Genomic DNA, 17,803 nt, shown 5'->3' on the forward strand with positions numbered 1-17,803 from the left:
CGCATCCTCACACTGTCGGAGGTGACCATTTCTGGACGCTCGCGGCCTGTGCGGCGATGAGTCTCGACGGGACGGCGGAGAAGACAGCATTGCGCAGCCCCGCCAACAGCGGCGATTCGAGCTGGAACACCTGACCCATGAGGCGGGACTTCTGCGCGATCGACTGCGTCCGCGGCCGACGCAGCGCATCATGGCGCCGCAGGGCCGACTCGAGCGCGGCTGACGATTCGGCAGCGTTTCCTGCCTCGCGGTGCGCGAGCACCGGCGTGAGCAGGACAGTGAGGGTCGCAGCGTCTTCGAGCGCCTGACCTCCGCCCTGGCCGAGGTTCGGTGTCATCGCATGCGCGGCATCCCCGATGAGCACGACACGGCCACGATGGAACCTGGCCAATCGGCGGGAGAGGTCGGAGATCGCAGTGCGGCGGACCTCCTCGGCGGGGGTGGCTGCGATGAGATCGGCGATGGGGGAGTGCCAGCCGGAGAACATCTGCTCGACGGTGGCCTTCTCATCGGTGAAGACCGCGTTCTGCGGCATATTCGCCACCGCGAACCAGTAGACGCGGCCGTCGGCCAACGGGGCGATGCCGAAGCGGCGCCCGTGCCTGACCGATTCCCCGGCTTCACCGGACAGATCCACCGGCACCGAGGTGATGCCCCGCCACGCGGAATACCCGGAGTACCGCGGGGCGACCGTCTCCCCGTCGACGACGGTGCGGGTCCGGCTGTGCAGACCGTCGGCGCCGATGATGAGGTCGAAGGACTCAGACCCCGCGGACCCGGCCGACCCGGCTTCGACTCTCAGCTTCCCACCGGTGCTGGTCACGGCCACCTCGGAGCCGGTGCGCACCGTCGCCGGGGCCAGAGCGTCGAGGAGGATGCGGTGGAGATCGGCACGGTCGACAATGCGCAGCGCACCGACCGATTCATTGGGCACCTGAGCGATCCAGCGCCCGTCGGCGCGACGCTGACCTGCCGCGAATACATCGACGCCGGCGTCGGTGACGGCAGCGAACGCCTCGCTCAGCCCCAGGGTCTCCAGCGCGGCGAGACCGTTGGCGAAGATCGACAGTCCCGAACCTCCGGCTCTCACCTCGGGGGCGCGTTCGAACACGGTGACGTCGGCACCGGCTCTCTGCAGTCCCACGGCCGCCGAGAGTCCGCCGATTCCGGCTCCGATCACAGCGATCCTCATAGAATCATCGTCGCACGCAGAAGGTCGTGTGACGAGGGACCGCAGAGGAGAGGCGGAACGGAGCGACTACTGGAGGTACTCTCCGCAGGCTTCGGTGAGGAAGTCGCCGGCGACTCCGCCCTCTTCGCCGAGGCTGATGGCGGTCTTCTGAATGCCCCACCACACGCGCGGCGAACCGCCCCACTGCTGCCGGAACTCTTCGCGGCGGCCGGGATCCTCGGCGAGGTCATCGGCGGCCAGGCCGATGCGGTCCTGAGCGTCCTCGGCGGTGCAGCGCTTCTCGTCGTCCGGGCCCTTCGGGTCCAGCTCGGGGATGTCCTCGTCGTCGACGGTTGTGAGCCTGTACGCCGAGTTGCCGATCTCTTCGACGTCGAAGGTGCCGTGGATGAGCAGGAACGGGGACGCATCGTCGTCGACGTTCTTCGCATCGACGGTGACGCTGACGCTGTCTGGGCTGTCGGCGGTCACGGTGGTCTCGCCGGAATCGGGGACCTCGGGGTTGCCGGTGTGCACGTAGACCTTGAGGTAGGCCTCGGTCTTCTTCTCGGCCGCCTCGGCGAGGCCCTGCCACAGCGGGTCGCTGTCCTTCGCGCCGCCGGGGGAGGAGTCGACGATGGACACCTTCGGTGCATCGTCAGGCGTCTCGATCGGGGTGACCTCTTCCTTGCTCACCGACGGGCGCGGCTGCGGGCGGGTCTCTTCGGGCGTCGACACACAGGCCGTCGTCGTGGCAACAATCGCAGCGGCGGACAGCAGGGCAAGGGGGCGAAGTCGCATGGTTCCTCGAGGTGTCGTCAGCGTCCAAGTGGTATCACCTCCAGCCTAATGCGCGGGACAGCCCGAGTCCGGGTGGACGCGCGGCGAGGCGGCGAAAGCGGAGGGGTGCGGAGGCAGCCGCGGGTGCGGCGCCCATGCCTCAGCTCAGACGGGACTCGGAGATGAGTTCGCGCAGGCTCTGCCGTTGGGCACCTGAATCGTCGAAGTTCGCTTCGTCGAGCCATGCCTCGTACGCCGATCGCAGCACTGGCCATTCGCTGTCGATGATCGAGAACCAGGCGGTGTCGCGGTTGCGGCCCTTGTACACGAGGTGCTGCCGGAACACTCCTTCGAAGGTGAACCCGAATCGCTTGGCTGCCGCCTTCGACGGCGCATTCGCATCGTCACATTTCCACTCGAACCGACGGAAGCCGGAGGCGAAGGCGAGATCGGCGCAGAGGAAGAGCGCCTCGGTGGCCGCCCGCGTCCGTCTGAGTGCCGGCCCCCAGAGGATGTGCCCGATCTCCATGACCCCGTTGGCAGCGTCGATGCGCATGAGCGCCTGTCGACCCTCGGCCCGGCCCGTGGATCGATCCACGACGGCGAAGAAGAGGGGATCGGGGCTGTCGGCCGCCTCGGCGATCCAGGAATCGAAGTCGCCGCGTTCGGTCTGCGGGGACTGGGGCAGGTAGCGGAACCGCTCCTCGACCCCGACCGGGTCCGAGACCGCAGAGAAGAGATCATCACCATGCATGGGCGAATCGAGCGGTTCGAGGTCGACGTACTGACCGTGGATGGGCTCTCGCCGAGGCGGCCGTGCGCCCGTGAAATTCGTGAGGTAATCGTGCATGGCTCAGTCCTCGCTGCCGTCGAAACCGGTGGACAGTTCCCGCAGCAGCGTGGCCAGTTTGCGACTGCCTGAGGGGGTGAGCCCGCTGAGGATCTCTCGCTCCTTCACAAGCAGATCCGCCAGAGCGGAGTCGACCGTGGCGCGTCCGCTGTCGGTGAGCTGGACGAGCACTCCGCGTCGATCCCCGGGATCAGGACGGCGTTCGACCCACCCGCGGGCGACGAGCCGGTCGATGCGATTGGTCATCGTGCCGCTCGTGACCAGAGTCTCCTGCAGCAGCGTCGAGGGCGAGAGCTGATAGGGCTCGCCAGCTCGGCGGAGGGCCGAGAGCACGTCGAAGGCCCAGCCCTCGATACCGTAATCGGAGAAGCTCGCCTTCCGTGCCAGGTCCAACTGCCTGGCCAGACGCGAGACTCGGGAGAGGATCTCCATCGGGGAGACGTCGAGATCCGGGCGCTCACGTCGCCAGGCTGCGACTATTCGATCCACTTCGTCCATGAATCGATTTTACGTCCATATCAAGAATCTTGAAGGGAAAGATACTTTTTGACGAGAGATTGCTTACGCCCAGGGCCCATTTAACCTGCGGGTTTGGATGGACGGGTGCGTTTGGGAATATGGTTGTCCTTGGTTGTTGCATCCGTCAACGAACCTGCAGGGGCAAACCACCCGGCAGCAGAAACGAAGGAATACACGTGGATCTTTTCGAGTATCAAGCACGTGACCTGTTCGAGAAGCACGGAGTGCCCGTGCTCAAGGCCCAGGTCGCGACGACGCCAGAAGCAGCGAAGAAGGCAGCCGAAGATCTTGGCGGCGGTGTCGTCGTCGTCAAGTCTCAGGTCAAGATCGGCGGCCGCGGCAAGGCCGGCGGCGTCAAGGTCGCCAAGAACCCGGATGAGGCCGAGGCTCGCGCCAAGGACATCCTGGGACTCGACATCAAGGGCCACATCACCGAAAAGGTGATGATCGCCGAAGGTGCCGACATTGCTGAGGAGTACTACTTCTCCGTGCTCCTCGACCGGTCCAACCGCACCTATCTGGCCATGTGCTCGAAGGAAGGCGGCATGGAGATCGAGCAGCTGGCCGTGGAACGTCCGGAAGCGCTCGCCAAGATCCCCGTCTCCGCCATCGACGGAATCAACGATGCCAAGGCAGCAGAGATCGCCGAGGCGGCCGGCTTCGATGCCGACACCGCCGCGAAGGTCGCGCCCGTGCTGACCAGCCTGTGGACCGTCTTCGAGAAGGAAGACGCCACCCTGGTCGAGGTCAACCCGCTGGTCAAGACCGGCGCCGGCGACATCATCGCCCTCGACGGCAAGGTCTCGCTCGACGACAACGCCGACTTCCGCCAGAAGGAGCACGAGGAGCTGCGCGACATCAGCGCAGAGAACCCACTGGAGCTCAAGGCAAAGAAGCTCGACCTCAACTATGTCAAGCTCGACGGCGAGGTCGGAATCATCGGCAACGGCGCAGGACTGGTCATGTCGACTCTCGACGTCGTCGCCTATGCAGGTGAGAACCACAACGGCGTCAAGCCCGCTAACTTCCTCGACATCGGAGGCGGCGCTTCGGCTGAGGTCATGGCCAACGGACTCGACGTCATCCTCGGCGATGATCAGGTGAAGTCCGTGTTCGTCAACGTCTTCGGCGGAATCACCGCGTGTGACGCTGTGGCCGACGGCATCGTCCAGGCCCTTGAGATTCTTGGGCCGCAGGCCACCAAGCCGCTCGTCGTCCGCCTCGACGGCAACAACGTGGAAGAGGGACGCGCCATCCTGCAGAAGGCTGCGCACCCGCTCGTCACGCTCACTGACACGATGGACGGTGGAGCCGACAAGGCCGCCGAACTGGCTGCTGCCAAGTAAGGAAAGGTCTTTACAACAATGTCTATCTTCCTGAATTCCGATTCGAAGATCATCGTCCAGGGCATCACCGGCGGAGAGGGCTCGAAGCACACCGCCCGCATGCTCGCCGCCGGATCGAACGTCGTCGGCGGTGTCAACGCCCGCAAGGCCGGCACCACCGTCAAGCACAACGACCAGGCTGGCAACGGGGTCGAACTCCCTGTCTTCGGAACCGTCGCCGAGGCGATGGAAGCCACCGGTGCCGACGTGTCTGTGGCCTTCGTGCCGCCGGCATTCTCCAAAGACGCCGCGATCGAGGCCATCGACGCGAAGATCGGCCTGCTCGTCATCATCACCGAGGGCATCCCGGTGCAGGACTCGGCAGAGGTCTGGGCCCGTGCGCAGGCGGCGGGCAACGCCACCCGCATCATCGGACCCAACTGCCCGGGCATCATCACCCCCGGTGAGTCGCTGGCCGGCATCATCCCGGCGAACATCACGAAGAAGGGCAAGCTGGGCCTCGTCTCGAAGTCCGGCACGCTGACCTACCAGATGATGTACGAGCTGCGTGACCTCGGCTTCTCGACCGCCATCGGCATCGGCGGAGACCCGGTCATCGGCACCACGCACATCGACGCGCTCGAGGCCTTCGAGGCCGACCCCGAGACCGAAGCCATCGTCATGATCGGCGAGATCGGCGGAGACGCCGAAGAGCGCGCTGCCGCCTTCATCAAGGAGAACGTGACGAAGCCGGTCGTCGGCTACGTCGCAGGCTTCACCGCTCCCGAAGGTAAGACCATGGGCCACGCCGGCGCCATCGTCTCCGGTTCCTCGGGAACCGCTCAGGCCAAGAAGGAAGCCCTCGAGGCTGCAGGCGTCAAGGTCGGCAAGACCCCGACCGAGACCGCCGAGCTCATGCGCGGACTCCTGGGCTGAGTCGAGCACTCCCGCATCGGGTGAACGCCTGACCGGCACCGACCTGAACCACACTGCGGCCCGCCTCCACGAACGGAGGCGGGCCGCAGTGCGTTGCGGTCCGTTGGGGTCGCGCCGGCGTACTGCTGCAACTGCTTCACAGCGTGATTGCCGTGCCCGGACCGCACTGCACACGTCGCGGTGCACGTACTAGTCTGAGATCGTGAACTCCCAGACATCTGATCAGACAGCGCAGTCGACGAACCCCGCGGACACCCTCCCAGACACCGGCACCGCCGCCCCACCCGTCGACACCAGCCCGACCGCACATCCCCGCAGCTTCGGCTCCGACAATTGGGCCGGAGTCCACCCCGAGGTCATCACGGCCATCGCCGAGGCCAACGTCGGCCACACGCCCGGCTACGGCGGCGACCCGTGGACACAACGTTTCCACGACATCATGACCCACCATTTCGGGCCCGATGCCCAGTCGTTTCCCGTCTTCAACGGCACCGGCGCCAACGTCCTCGCCCTGCAGTCGGCGCTGCCGCGCTGGGCAGCGGTGATCACGGCCGCCTCGGCGCATATCAACTACGACGAAACCGGTGCCCCGGAGAAGGTCGGCGGACTCAAGATCATCGGTGCCGCCACCGAGGACGGCAAGCTCACCCCCGAGACGATCAAGGGTGCGATCATCGGCCGCGGCAATGAGCACAATGCGCAGCCGCTGGCCGTCTCGATCTCCCAATCCACCGAATGGGGCACGACCTACACCCCGGACGAGATCGCGGCGATCGCGACCACCGCCCACGACCATGACATGATTCTCCACGTCGACGGGTCCCGACTCGGCAATGCGGCCGCCCACCTCGGCGTCGGACTCGGCGACATCACCACCGCGGTCGGAGTCGACATCCTCAGCCTCGGCGGGACGAAGAACGGACTGCTCGGCGCCGAGGCGGTCATCGTCCTGGACACCGGCATCGGCCATGGCCTGCGGTTCCTGCGTAAGATGAACCTGCAGCTGGCCTCGAAGATGCGCTTCCTCTCCGCACAGCTGGGAGCCTTGTACGAAGGTGAACTGTGGCGGACCTCGGCGACCAGATCGAACACGATGGCGCAATACCTCGCCGATCTGCTCACCGAGGCGGTCGACAGCGGCCGTGTCCCCGGAGTCGAGATCGTGCAGAAGGTCGAGTCGAACGTCGTGTTCGTCCGGATGCCCGCCGAGGTGGCCGCCCGGGCTCGGCAGAAGTTCGCCTTCGCGGACTGGCCCTTGGAGAAGGACATCGTCCGCCTCATGTGCGCCTTCGACACGACGACCGAGGACGTCGACGCCCTCGTCGCCGCGATCGTCGGTGGCTGAGGGACCTGCCGCCGGCCAGCGGTGACAGCCGGTGAAGAACAGATTTCTGCTGAATAACTGATAACACTGAAGAAAGAAGATGAATGAAGAAGGCCCTCGTTCCTGGCCTGACGATTCTGCTCGTGCTCATCGTCGGGGTGATCGGATACATCCTCAATTCGGGTCCGAACACCGGGGAGAATACTGCTGAGTCTTCGGACGACTGCGACGTCTCGAAATACACCATGGGTGTGAAATGGCAGCAGCAGAGCGCCGAAGCCATGGCTCTGCAGGGCCAGACCTACGAGATGGCAACACGCCAGCTCGACAGAGCCGTCGCTGCTGCTCCAGATGATGAGGATCTGGCCATCATGACCGATCTCGACGAGACTGCCATCGACAATTCGAAGCTGCTGGCTCGCGACATCGCCGAGTGCCACGACTTCAGCGGCTGGGACACTTGGGACGACTGGGAGGAGAACGGAGAGCCAACCATGATCCCCGGTGCGTTGGAATTCTTCGAACACGCCGACCAGCTCGGAGTCGACATCTACTACGTCTCGGACCGGACGGAGGAGAATCGGGCGGCGAATGTCGAAGCCATCGCCAAGTTGGGCCTGCCCCAGGCCGATGACGAACACGTGATGCTGCTTGGCCCGCCGAAGGACGAACGTCGCGCGAAGGTGGAATCGAACCACACGCTGCTCATGCAGCTCGGTGACACCCTCCACGATTTCGACGGTGCGTTCGAAGACACGTCCGTCGACGAACAGAGGAAACTGGTGGAGAAGAACCGTGCGAAGTTCGGCACCGAATGGATCGTCCTGCCCAATCCGACTTATGGTGACTGGAGCGAATCCGACTTGGACGAATGGGAAGCACCGGTTCGCGCTGATGACTGAAGTCGGTCTGCGAACCGACCGCGGGCCCGGCTGAACGCCGACCCAAGCAGCGATCCCATTGAGAATGCCCCGCACTGACGACAGTGCGGGGCATTCTCGTTCCTGCGAACCGGTGCGCGACTACTTCTTACTCCTCCGGTCGACCTTGACGGAGACGACGGGGACGTCGGAGTCGAGGATGATCCGCTGGGCCGTCGAGCCCATGATGAGCTTGCCGACGGGAGAGCGTCGACGTGAACCGATGACGATCATGCGGGTGTCGGCGGTCGCCTCGGCGAGGGCCAGGAGCTCCTCGACGGGATCATTGCCGCGGAGGAACTGAAGGATCTCGTGCGAGACCTCGGAAGACTTCAGCGTCTCCTTGAGTTCCTCGATGTCTTTGCTGGTGGCGACGCCGCGCTCGTCGGGAGTCTCTCCGATTCCGGCGTTGAGCACGACGAGGACATCGTCGAATGCGCGGGCCTGTTCGATACCGAATTCGACAGCGGCCTTGCCTTCGGGCGAGGGGGAATAACCGACGAGGATTGTCATGATCTCTCCTGGTGCGACATTGGACGAAGCTCTCTCAATTAGTAGCATATCCGCCCTGTTCGGACGGGCGGCAGTTCACTCTGTGGGGAGAGAGAAGGAGAGTTTCGACTGAGATCTTCCTCACCCGACCGGAGGCGGGCCTCTCGCCATCGAGGGCTTCTGCACTGTATCTGCGCGAAAACCGCGTGGAATCGGGGATCGGGGCGCAGCATTCGATTACCGACCGAATCGTCGGTTCCGCCGGTACGGCAGTAAGGTGACCTGGGCGCTTTATGCGCCGCGTACGAGTGAGAAAGAAGAAGCATTGACAGATCAGAACACGCGCCTCGGCCAGGCGAAAGCCGGTGAGAGCCACACGCAGAAGAAGTCCGAATGGCAGACGGTCAAGGCCATCATGGCTGCATCGTCGGGCAACCTCGTCGAATGGTTCGACTTCTACATCTACGCCTTCTTCAGCGTCTACTTCGCCGACCAGTTCTTCGTCGCTGACAACCAGGCGCTGTCCCTGATGCAGGCCGCCGGCGTGTTCTTCGTCGGCTTCCTCATGCGTCCCATCGGTGGTTACATCTTCGGTCGCGCCGCCGACCGCCTCGGGCGCAAGAACTCGATGCTCATCTCCATTCTGCTCATGTGCGCCGGTTCGCTGATGATGGCACTGCTGCCCACAAGCGCGGTCGTCGGCTCCTGGGCCGCGATCCTGCTGCTCATCGTGCGCATGATCCAGGGCCTTGCCGTCGGCGGCGAATACGGTGCCACCGCCACCTACATGTCCGAGGTCGCCACCGAAGGCAAACGCGGCTTCTACTCCTCCTTCCAGTACGTCACCCTCATCGGCGGCCAGCTGCTGGCCAGCCTGCTGGCCGTGGTCATGACCCACACGCTGGGCACCGACCAGATCGAAGCCGGCTGGTGGCGACTGCCCTTCGCCATCGGCGCCGCCGCCGCGATCGTCTCCCTGTGGCTGCGCCGCGGACTCGAGGAGACCACCTCGGCGGGTACTCGCAAGGACGAGAACTCCGGCAGCTTCCGCGAGGTGCTGCGCCACCCGCGGGCCTTCTTCGTCGTCCTCGGCATCACCAGCGTCGGATCGCTCGTCTTCTACGTCTTCACCACGTACATGCAGAAGTTCCTGCTCCTGCAGAACGAAGGCACCCCGGGCGAAGCAGTCTTCAACAAGGGCTCCATCGCCGACCTCATGACCATCTGCCTGCTCATCTTCGTCGTCATGCAGCCCATCGCCGGCAAGATCTCGGACAAGATCGGCCGCAAGAACAACATGCTCATCTTCGTCATCGGCATGATTGCGCTGCCCGTCCCGCTGCTGGGCTTGATCGGCAAGGCCGATTCCGTCATCACCGCCGGCATCCTCATCGTCATCGCCATGGCGTTCATCAGCATGTACACCTCGATCTCCGGGATCGTGAAGGCCGAGATGTTCCCAGCCCACATCCGCGGAATCGGCGTCGGCTTCACCTACGCGATCGGCAACTCGCTCTTCGGCGGCTCCGCCGAGTACGTTGCGCTGTGGTTCCGCAACGCCGGAATCGGCACCTGGTTCGCCGTCTACGTCGTCGTCATCGCGATCGTCGGCTTCGTCGCCGTGGCCTTCATGCACGACAACCGCAAACACTCGACGATCGACAACGCCGATTCCTCGGCGTACAAGCGCATCGGCAGCTGATCGCCAGACGACCGACCCATCGCCGAGGCGGCCCACCCCCGACCGTGAACGACGAGTGTCCCAGAACGCTGAGTTCTGGGGCACTCGTCATCTGATCCGGCCGTCATGTGGGAATACGTGGATATGTGTTGGAATGTGATTGACGTTGCGTGAATAGAGCCCTAAAATCGGTCGAACCAACAGATATCCACGCAGCTGTCCGTCCGTATCGACGTTGAGCCGCGCGAAGGAAAGGGCCGGACGTGTTCGCTGAAGAACGGCAACGCCGCATCGCTGAACTGGTCAGCGAGGCTGGACGGGTCAATGTCACCGACCTGGCCGCCGATTTCGACATCACCACGGAGACCGTCCGACGCGACCTCGCCGCACTCGAAAAGGTCGGAGCCCTCCAGCGCGTCCACGGGGGAGCGGTTCCCTGCCGTCCCCACAGCCTTGAAGAGCCGACCTTCGACGACCGCGAGATCCACAATCTCGATGAGAAGACCGCGATCGCACGGTCCGCGCTGAGCCTGTTGGAGGAGACGATGAGCATCTCCGTGGACGGCGGCACGACCTGCGCGGCCTTCGCCCGTGCCATCGCAGACGAAGCCCATGACCGACTCGCCGCCGGGCAGGCCCCGCGACAGCTGCGTGTCATCACGAACTCCCTGTCCGCCATCGACAGCCTGGCCGGCGCGCCCGGTGTCGAGATCTTCGTCCTCCCCGGCCGATTCCGACCGGTCACCCGGGCCATGGTCGGACCGCAGACGATCACGGCCATCGACGGTCACCGAGTCGATCTTGCGGTGCTCGGGGCCAACGGACTCAGTGACAACGGCGTCTCCACACCCGACCACGACGAGGCGGCGACGAAGTCGGCGTTCGTGCACTCCGGACGGCGGGTCGCCGTGCTCGCCGACTCCGCGAAGTTCGATGCCGTCTCCCTGGTGCGGTTCGCCGAACTTGACCAGATCGATGTCCTCATGACAGACGACGCCCCGGAAGAACCGTTGGCAGCCCATCTGGAGACTGCGGAAGTCGAGGTCGTCACTCCATGATCCTCACCCTCACCGCCAACCCCAGTCTCGACCGCACCATCGAATTGTCTGGTCCGGTCCTCCGCGGCCAGGTGCAGCGCGCCGTCTGGGCCGGACAGCAGCCCGGCGGCAAGGGAGTCAACGTCTCCCGTGCCGTCGCGGCCGCCGACCGTGACACCCTGGCGGTCCTCCCCGGAGACCTCGACGACCCAGTGCTCACCGGACTCGACACGATCGGACTGGCCCATCGCTCCGTTCCCACCGGCACCCCGCTGCGCTCCAATATCACCGTCACCGAGCCCGATGGGACGACGACGAAGATCAACGAACCGGGCTCGCCTCTGAGCTCGCAGACTCAGAACGCACTGCTCGACCTCATGGCCGAGCAGGCAACAGACGCGAGCTGGGTCGTCCTGGCCGGTTCGCTGCCACCAGGAGTCGACGATGACTTCTACGCTCGCGCCATCGAACGCATCCGCGAGCTTCCTGCCCCGCCGCTGATCGTCGTCGACACCTCGGGTGCTCCCCTGGCTGCGGCCCTGACGGCCTCACCGGATCTCATCAAGCCCAATGCCGAAGAACTCGCCGAGCTCCTCCACGCCGCCGGACTTCTGCGCGCCGCCGGTCTCCGCGACGTTGTCGAACCCCGTGACGCAGCCGAACCCCTCGGCACCGCCGAGCTGCACGCGATCGCCGACAGGCTGGAATCATCACCGCAGCTCACGGCTCGCGCTGCATCGACCCTGCTCAACGTACACGGCCCCCGCCCGCGGTCGATCCTTGCGACCCTGGGTGCCGGCGGCGCAGTCCTCGCTCAGCCGGAGACTGCATGGCATGCCCAGCATCCGCCGATGGAGGTCGTGAGCACCGTGGGCGCGGGCGACTCCACCCTTGCCGGGTACCTGCTGGGTCTGATCGGCGGCCGTGAACCCGATGCGGCCCTGGCCCGAGCCGTCGCCTATGGAGCCGCAGCCGCCCGGCTGCGCGGCACCGGAGTGCCGAGCCCGGTGGCCGCCCGGACCGACGCGGTGACCGTGACGCCGCTGGAGACTTCTGCGGCAGCACCAGCAGGCACACCCGCAGTGCTTTCGGCGACTTCCGCAGACCACTCGCTCCACCGACATGAGGGCACAGCCCCCGAAGCCGAGGAGGCACGATGACATCGCTGATCACAACGGACCTGGTGGTCCTCGACGCGGATCAGGGGACGGAGCCGTCCGCTGTCATCCGCGCTCTGGCCGCCATGATCGCCGAACACGGCCGCGCGAACTCCGCAGACGGATTGGCGGACGCGGCGACCGCCCGCGAAGAGAAGACCCCGACGGGTGTTCCCGGAGGAATCGCCATCCCGCACGCCCGCACCGAGGCGGTCACCGAACCCAGCCTCGCAATGGCTCGCTTGAACCCGCCAGTCGACTTCGGCGCCAAGGACGGCCCCGCCGACCTCGTGTTCATGATCGCCGCTCCCGAGGGCACCGGAAAGGACCACCTCAAGCTGCTGTCGAAGCTTGCCCGGTCGCTGGTGAAGAAGGACTTCGTCGCCTCCCTGCGTGCGGCGACGACCGAGCAGGAAGTCGTCGACCTCGTCGAAACCGCCCTCGGCCTGCGCGAGACACCCGAAGAGCCGACCAGCACCGAGGCGACCGCACCGGCGTCGGCCGACCGCCCCCGCCGCGTCGTCGCCGTCACGGCCTGCCCGACGGGAATCGCCCACACCTATATGGCTGCCGACGCCCTCGCCCAAGCCGGAGCCGAGATGGGCATCGACGTCGTCGCCGAGACCCAGGGATCGAGCGGCACGACTCCGATCGACCAATCCGTCATCGATGCCGCCGATGCTGTCGTCTTCGCCGTCGACGTGGATGTCCGCGACAAGGCCCGGTTCTCCGGCAAACCTTATGTGCAGGTGCCCGTCAAGGCCGGAATCGACGATCCCCAAGGGCTCATCACACAGGCCCTCGCCGAGGCGGACGCCCCCAACGGCCGCAGGCTGGCCGCCGCTCACGCCGCCGAAGACGACTCGTCCGACGCGCAGTCCGGCTCCCGCGAAAGCATAGGTGGCCAACTCAAGCGCGTGCTGCTGACCGGCGTCAGCTATATGATCCCCTTCGTCGCCGCCGGCGGTCTGCTCATGGCCCTGGGCTTCCTCCTCGGCGGATTCGACATCCCCGACTACTCCGAGGACATCGTCCTGGGCAGCTCCCTGTGGAACCTGCCCACCGAATACGGCGACCTGGCCCTCGGACCCGTCGGCGCCTACCTGGGTGCCGTGGCCTTCCAGATCGGCAACCTGTCGATGAGCTTCCTCGTCGCCGCCCTGGCCGGGTACATCGCCTACGGCATCGCCGACCGCCCCGGAATCGCCCCCGGCTTCACCGTCGGTGCCGTCGCCGTGCTCATGGGCGCCGGTTTCATCGGCGGCATCATCGGCGGACTGCTGGCCGGCTATATCGCCCACTGGATCGGTTCCTTCGCCGCACCGAGGTGGCTGCGCGGACTCATGCCCGTCGTCATCATTCCGCTGGTGGCCTCCCTCGTCTCCTCGGGGCTGATGTTCATGGTCCTCGGCGGGCCGATCAGCGCCCTGACCAAGGGCCTCGACGCCTGGCTGAGCTCGATGACCGGAACCGCCGCCGTCGTCCTCGGACTCATCCTCGGCGCGATGATGGCCGTCGACCTGGGCGGCCCCGTCAACAAGGTCGCGTATTCGTTCGCCGTCGCCGGGCTCGCCGCCGGCTCCGTCGACAACCCCGTGCCGTGGGAGATCATGGCCACGGTCATGGCCGCCGGAATGGTTCCGCCCCTGGCCATGGCATTGGCCACGGCTGTCCGTCCACGCAGCTTCTCCCAAGCGGAGAAGGAGAACGGCAAGGCCGCCTGGCTGCTCGGTGCTGCGTTCATCTCCGAAGGCGCGATTCCCTTCGCCGCCTCCGATCCGCTGCGCGTGATCCCGGCCTCGGTCGTCGGAGCCGGTGTCACCGGCGGCATGACGATGGCGTTCTCCGTCACCAGCCAGGCCCCGCATGGCGGTGTGTTCGTCTTCTTCGCCATCGACTCGTTCCTGCTGTTCCTGCTCTCCGTCGTCGTCGGCACGATCACCAGCGCCGTGCTGGTGCTCACGCTCAAGATCTTCGTCGGCAAGGGCGGAGCGGCAGGCCTCGCCGAGGCGACCGACCCGTCCGCAGCGACCGTGACCGCAGCCGCGTCGACCGTTGGATCGGCTTCGACCGACGAGGCGAAGCCGACCGAACCTGTATCGTCGAACGCTGACGCCACGCGAGTCTGAACGCTTTCACCGGAGAGGCAGGAGAGGAAGAAATGGAGATGTCCGCAGAGTTCTCAGGCATCGGAGTCGTACCCGGACGGGTCATCGCCCTGGCGCTGAACATGCCCGCACCCGTGTCCGCACCCGTGGCGAAGCCCGCCCCGGCCGATCCCGAGGCGGAGGCGAACAGGATCCGAGAGGCCTCGGCCGCGGTCCACGCCGAATTGCGTGAGCGGGCGGAATCCGTCACCAGAGACGCCCGCGACGTGCTCAAGGCGACCGCCCTCATGGCCAAGGACCCCACTCTGGTGAAGACGGCGATCAAACGCCTGTCAGACACCGACGCGGAGACCGCGATCTGGACGGTGGCCGCGGAGACCGCTGCGCAGTTGGAGAAGCTCGGCGGCTATATGGCCGAACGAGCAGCCGATGTCCTCGATGTCCGTGCCCGCCTCGTCGCCCACCTGCGCGGAGTGCCGGCACCCGGCATCCCGCACTCGACCGAGCCCTTTGTGCTCATCGCCACCGATCTCGCCCCCGCCGACACCGCGACCCTGGACCCCGAACTCGTGATCGGACTCGTCTGCGCGGAAGGCGGACCACAGAGCCATACGGCGATCCTCGCCCGATCACTGGGCATACCCGCCGTGGTCGCGGCCGCCGGAGTTCTCGAGATCACCGACCGCACCCCCGTCTTCCTCGACGGCGGCGCCGGCGTCCTGCGCACCGAACCCGGTGCGCAGGAGACCGGCCTCGTCGAGGCGTGGACGGAGACGGCCGGCCGTCTGCAGTCCTTCACCGGACCCTGTCTGCTGGGTGACGGCACACGGATTCCGCTGCGTGCGAATGTCGGCGACGGAGCCCAGGCCCGGGCAGCGGCGGCCGCCGGTGCCGAAGGCGTCGGCCTGCTGCGCACCGAATTCTGCTTCCTCGATCGCGACTCCGAACCCAACGTCGAGGAGCAGGCCGAGGCCTACGGGCAGGTGTTCGCGGCCTTCGACGATCACAAGATCGTCGTGCGCACCCTCGACGCCGGAGCCGACAAACCTCTGCCGTTCCTCACCGATGCCGATGAACCGAACCCGGCCCTGGGTGTGCGCGGGTTCCGGACCAGTCGCAGGGCCCAGGGCGTCCTTGAACGTCAGCTCGAGGCGATCGCGCTCGCCGCAGCGAACCATGCGGTGACCGTCCACGTCATGGCTCCGATGATCGCCACCGCCGAGGAAGCCCGAGAGTTCGCGGAACTCGTCCATGCGGCGGGCCTGTCCACCGCCGGTGTCATGGTCGAAGTCCCCTCGGCAGCGCTGCAGGCGGCCGCCATCCTCGACGAAGTCGAGTTCGCGTCCATCGGCACGAATGACCTGACCCAGTACGTCATGGCCTCCGACCGCATGCTCGGCGGTCTGGCCGAACTCAGCGACCCGTGGCAGCCTGCGGTTCTGCAGCTCATCGGCATGACCGCCGCTCAGGGCGCGGCAGCCGAGAAATCAGTCGGCGTCTGCGGAGAGGCCGCTGCCGATCCGGCACTGGCCGTCGTGCTCGTCGGGCTCGGAGCCACCAGCCTGTCCATGGCACCGCGGGCCCTGCCCGCTGTCGCCGAGGTGCTGGCCGGTCTCACCCTGGACCAGGCGCAGCAGATCGCTCGCAGCGCACTCGCGGCACGCAGTCCGATCGATGCGAAGGCCACGGTCCGAGCCGCGTTGCCGATCCTCACCGAGCTCGGCTTGTGAAGGTCGGCCGTCGGGGAGCGAGCCCGTGACATACTCAGCCCCACCACAGACACCACCAACAGGCAACGCCGAAGCACCGGACCGACCGAACCGCGGGCGGTCCGACAAGAAAGGACACCTCATGGCAGAGACCATCGCAACAGTCGGAAGCACCGTCGGTCTGCATGCCCGTCCAGCAGCTCTGCTGGCCGAGGCCGCTGCGGACTCTGACCTCGAGATCACCATCGCGCTGGAGGGCGAACCGGCAGAGGACGCCCTCGACGCGGCCAGCGTGCTCTCGCTCATGGGTCTCGGCGCAGAGTACGGTCAGAAGGTCGTTCTGCGCGCTGAGGGTGACGGAGCCGACGAAACGCTGGCCCAGCTCAAGCAGCTCATCGAGACCGACCACGACGCTGAAGGCTGAGCGGCACGCACGCGAGGAGGCGGCAAGCGGTCCGCTCAGTTTAGACTGATCGAATGTCCGCCTCCCTGCTGCCCATTGACTCTGCCGCCGCTCATCGCAGTCGGGACCTGCTGGCGGAATTCCCCCAGCTGATCGACATGCCCGGCGTGCCGCAGGCGCGCATGCTCGTCGAATACATCCTCGGTCGCCGCCTGCGCGAACTCGACGTGTCCGGTCGTGATGCGGCCGGTGCCTTCATCGACGCGGAACTTTCATCCGAGGTCCCTGAAAACCTCATCCTCATCGATGATGCACATGGTCTGCAGGCGACCCTCCTCAGTCGTCTGACGCAGGTGTGCACATACAACGACCGCGTCGACGAGACGCGGGCCCTGGCCGCGGCGGTTGAGTCTCTGGCCGGAGCCGATGAGTCCGCGGGTGCCGCCGGAGATTCCGACACCGAGGCGGCCCCCGTGCTGGCCGTGACCGAGCTCAGTGAGATCGGGGGACTGGCCGAACTCGCTGTGGGGGAGACCTGGGCCGTCGTCAACGCTCCGAAGGCGATGAATGCGCTCACCGAGATGATCGCGATGCTGCAGCCGTTCGTGAGCACCATCATCGTCATCGGCCGCAGCGATGCGATGAGCCGCGGCGTCAACAAGGAGCTTGCTCGCGGCTTCGGCCGCGTCGATGTCTCGCCGGGGGTCGGCAAACACCGGATGATCATCGGCAGCCGCCCCCTGTCCTCTCCGAGCCTGTCGGATTTCCCCCGTCGCGGGGTGATCTCCCAACGCGGTGTCGGCGAGCTCGAAGTCCGTGCCCATGGGGCCTGCTTCGCCGGGACGAAGAGCGACAAAGGGTCGGAGCTGCTCATCGATTCTCTGTTGGGACTGCTCGCCGACGAGGCGCCGGAATCCGTGCTCGACCTCGGCTGCGGCAACGGCTGGCTGCTCACCGTGGCCGTGCGGGCCTCGGGGGCGAATACGGGACTCGGCGTCGATGTGTCGAAGGCGGCGGTCGCCTCGGCGAGGGCCACAGCGAAGGCGAACGGGGTCGGCGTCGACATCATCCTCGGTGATGCCGCCGATCCGGAGGAGCCGGCGCTCGCAGGTCTGGGCCAATTCGACCTCATCCTGCTCAATCCGCCGTTCCATCAGGGAACGGCGATCGAGACCGAGACGGCCGCGGCGCTCATGGCGACGGCCGCCGAGCATCTGGCTCCGGGCGGGCAGGTGCTCACGGTGTTCAATTCCCATCTGCGCTACCGGGCTCGTCTCGAAACGATCATCGGACCCAGCGAGCAGCTGGCCCGGAACAAGAAGTTCACTGTCATCTCCAGCCGCCGCGACTGAGATCTCTCTGCAGCTGTGCGCTCGGGTCGGCGGGTCGCCGTC

General features: G+C 66.1%; 16 protein-coding genes. 11 read left to right on the forward strand and 5 right to left on the reverse strand.

The window, feature by feature from the left end; translation table 11 throughout:
- Nucleotides 1–7 precede the first annotated feature (7 nt).
- The 4 genes from BLU88_RS07540 to BLU88_RS07555 all read right to left on the reverse strand — a co-directional run bounded on the left by BLU88_RS07540 (nt 8) and on the right by BLU88_RS07555 (nt 3,296).
- Entirely contained in the window at nt 8–1,192 is a 1,185-nt protein-coding gene (locus BLU88_RS07540) for an FAD-dependent oxidoreductase (protein WP_092011989.1), read from the reverse strand.
- A 66-nt stretch (nt 1,193–1,258) separates the two neighbouring features.
- A complete protein-coding gene (locus BLU88_RS07545) occupies nt 1,259–1,969 on the reverse strand; it encodes a hypothetical protein (protein WP_092011991.1) in 711 nt (236 codons plus the stop codon).
- A gap of 139 nt (nt 1,970–2,108) precedes the next feature.
- Nucleotides 2,109–2,798: a GNAT family N-acetyltransferase gene (locus BLU88_RS07550; protein WP_092011994.1), complete on the reverse strand. Its 690-nt coding sequence runs from the start codon at nt 2,796–2,798 to the stop codon at nt 2,109–2,111.
- A 3-nt stretch (nt 2,799–2,801) separates the two neighbouring features.
- Entirely contained in the window at nt 2,802–3,296 is a 495-nt protein-coding gene (locus tag BLU88_RS07555) for a MarR family winged helix-turn-helix transcriptional regulator (protein WP_092011997.1), read from the reverse strand.
- A gap of 197 nt (nt 3,297–3,493) precedes the next feature.
- Between BLU88_RS07555 and sucC the strand changes: the two genes are divergently transcribed.
- The 4 genes from sucC to BLU88_RS07575 all read left to right on the forward strand — a co-directional run bounded on the left by sucC (nt 3,494) and on the right by BLU88_RS07575 (nt 7,804).
- Complete coding sequence (sucC, locus tag BLU88_RS07560; RefSeq protein ID WP_092012000.1) at nt 3,494–4,663, forward strand: ADP-forming succinate--CoA ligase subunit beta; 1,170 nt, start codon at nt 3,494–3,496, stop codon at nt 4,661–4,663.
- A gap of 18 nt (nt 4,664–4,681) precedes the next feature.
- Nucleotides 4,682–5,578 (forward strand): succinate--CoA ligase subunit alpha, encoded by an 897-nt coding sequence (sucD, locus tag BLU88_RS07565; RefSeq protein WP_092012003.1) that lies wholly within the window; start codon nt 4,682–4,684, stop codon nt 5,576–5,578.
- Nucleotides 5,579–5,780: 202 nt separating this feature from the next.
- A complete protein-coding gene (locus BLU88_RS07570; RefSeq protein ID WP_092012006.1) occupies nt 5,781–6,923 on the forward strand; it encodes a threonine aldolase family protein in 1,143 nt (380 codons plus the stop codon).
- Nucleotides 6,924–7,006: 83 nt separating this feature from the next.
- Nucleotides 7,007–7,804 carry a 5'-nucleotidase, lipoprotein e(P4) family gene (locus BLU88_RS07575; protein ID WP_092012010.1) on the forward strand — a complete coding sequence of 266 codons (798 nt, stop codon included), beginning with the start codon at nt 7,007–7,009 and terminating at the stop codon, nt 7,802–7,804.
- Nucleotides 7,805–7,924: 120 nt separating this feature from the next.
- Here BLU88_RS07575 and BLU88_RS07580 read toward each other — a convergent pair whose 3' ends face one another.
- Nucleotides 7,925–8,335 carry a universal stress protein gene (locus BLU88_RS07580; RefSeq protein WP_092012013.1) on the reverse strand — a complete coding sequence of 137 codons (411 nt, stop codon included), beginning with the start codon at nt 8,333–8,335 and terminating at the stop codon, nt 7,925–7,927.
- A 304-nt stretch (nt 8,336–8,639) separates the two neighbouring features.
- Here BLU88_RS07580 and BLU88_RS07585 point away from each other — a divergent pair, with 304 nt between their 5' ends.
- The 7 genes from BLU88_RS07585 (at nt 8,640) to BLU88_RS07615 (ending at nt 17,761) form a co-directional block, all read left to right on the forward strand.
- Nucleotides 8,640–10,016 carry an MFS transporter gene (locus tag BLU88_RS07585; RefSeq protein ID WP_231939670.1) on the forward strand — a complete coding sequence of 459 codons (1,377 nt, stop codon included), beginning with the start codon at nt 8,640–8,642 and terminating at the stop codon, nt 10,014–10,016.
- 242 nt (nt 10,017–10,258) lie between these two features.
- Entirely contained in the window at nt 10,259–11,053 is a 795-nt protein-coding gene (locus BLU88_RS07590; RefSeq protein WP_092012016.1) for a DeoR/GlpR family DNA-binding transcription regulator, read from the forward strand.
- Nucleotides 11,050–12,192: a 1-phosphofructokinase family hexose kinase gene (locus BLU88_RS07595; protein ID WP_092012019.1), complete on the forward strand. Its 1,143-nt coding sequence runs from the start codon at nt 11,050–11,052 to the stop codon at nt 12,190–12,192. Before BLU88_RS07590 ends, BLU88_RS07595 begins: the two co-directional genes overlap by 4 nt.
- Nucleotides 12,189–14,318 (forward strand): PTS fructose transporter subunit IIABC, encoded by a 2,130-nt coding sequence (locus BLU88_RS07600; protein WP_092012023.1) that lies wholly within the window; start codon nt 12,189–12,191, stop codon nt 14,316–14,318. Before BLU88_RS07595 ends, BLU88_RS07600 begins: the two co-directional genes overlap by 4 nt.
- A 38-nt stretch (nt 14,319–14,356) precedes the next feature.
- Entirely contained in the window at nt 14,357–16,027 is a 1,671-nt protein-coding gene (ptsP, locus tag BLU88_RS07605) for a phosphoenolpyruvate--protein phosphotransferase (protein WP_092017302.1), read from the forward strand.
- Between the two features lie 121 nt (nt 16,028–16,148).
- On the forward strand, nt 16,149–16,430 hold the full coding sequence (locus BLU88_RS07610) for an HPr family phosphocarrier protein (RefSeq protein WP_092012026.1): 282 nt from the start codon (nt 16,149–16,151) through the stop codon (nt 16,428–16,430).
- A 53-nt stretch (nt 16,431–16,483) separates the two neighbouring features.
- A complete protein-coding gene (locus tag BLU88_RS07615) occupies nt 16,484–17,761 on the forward strand; it encodes a class I SAM-dependent methyltransferase (protein WP_092012029.1) in 1,278 nt (425 codons plus the stop codon).
- Nucleotides 17,762–17,803 lie beyond the last annotated feature (42 nt).

This window comes from Brevibacterium siliguriense (assembly GCF_900105315.1).
GTDB classification, from domain to species: domain Bacteria; phylum Actinomycetota; class Actinomycetes; order Actinomycetales; family Brevibacteriaceae; genus Brevibacterium; species Brevibacterium siliguriense.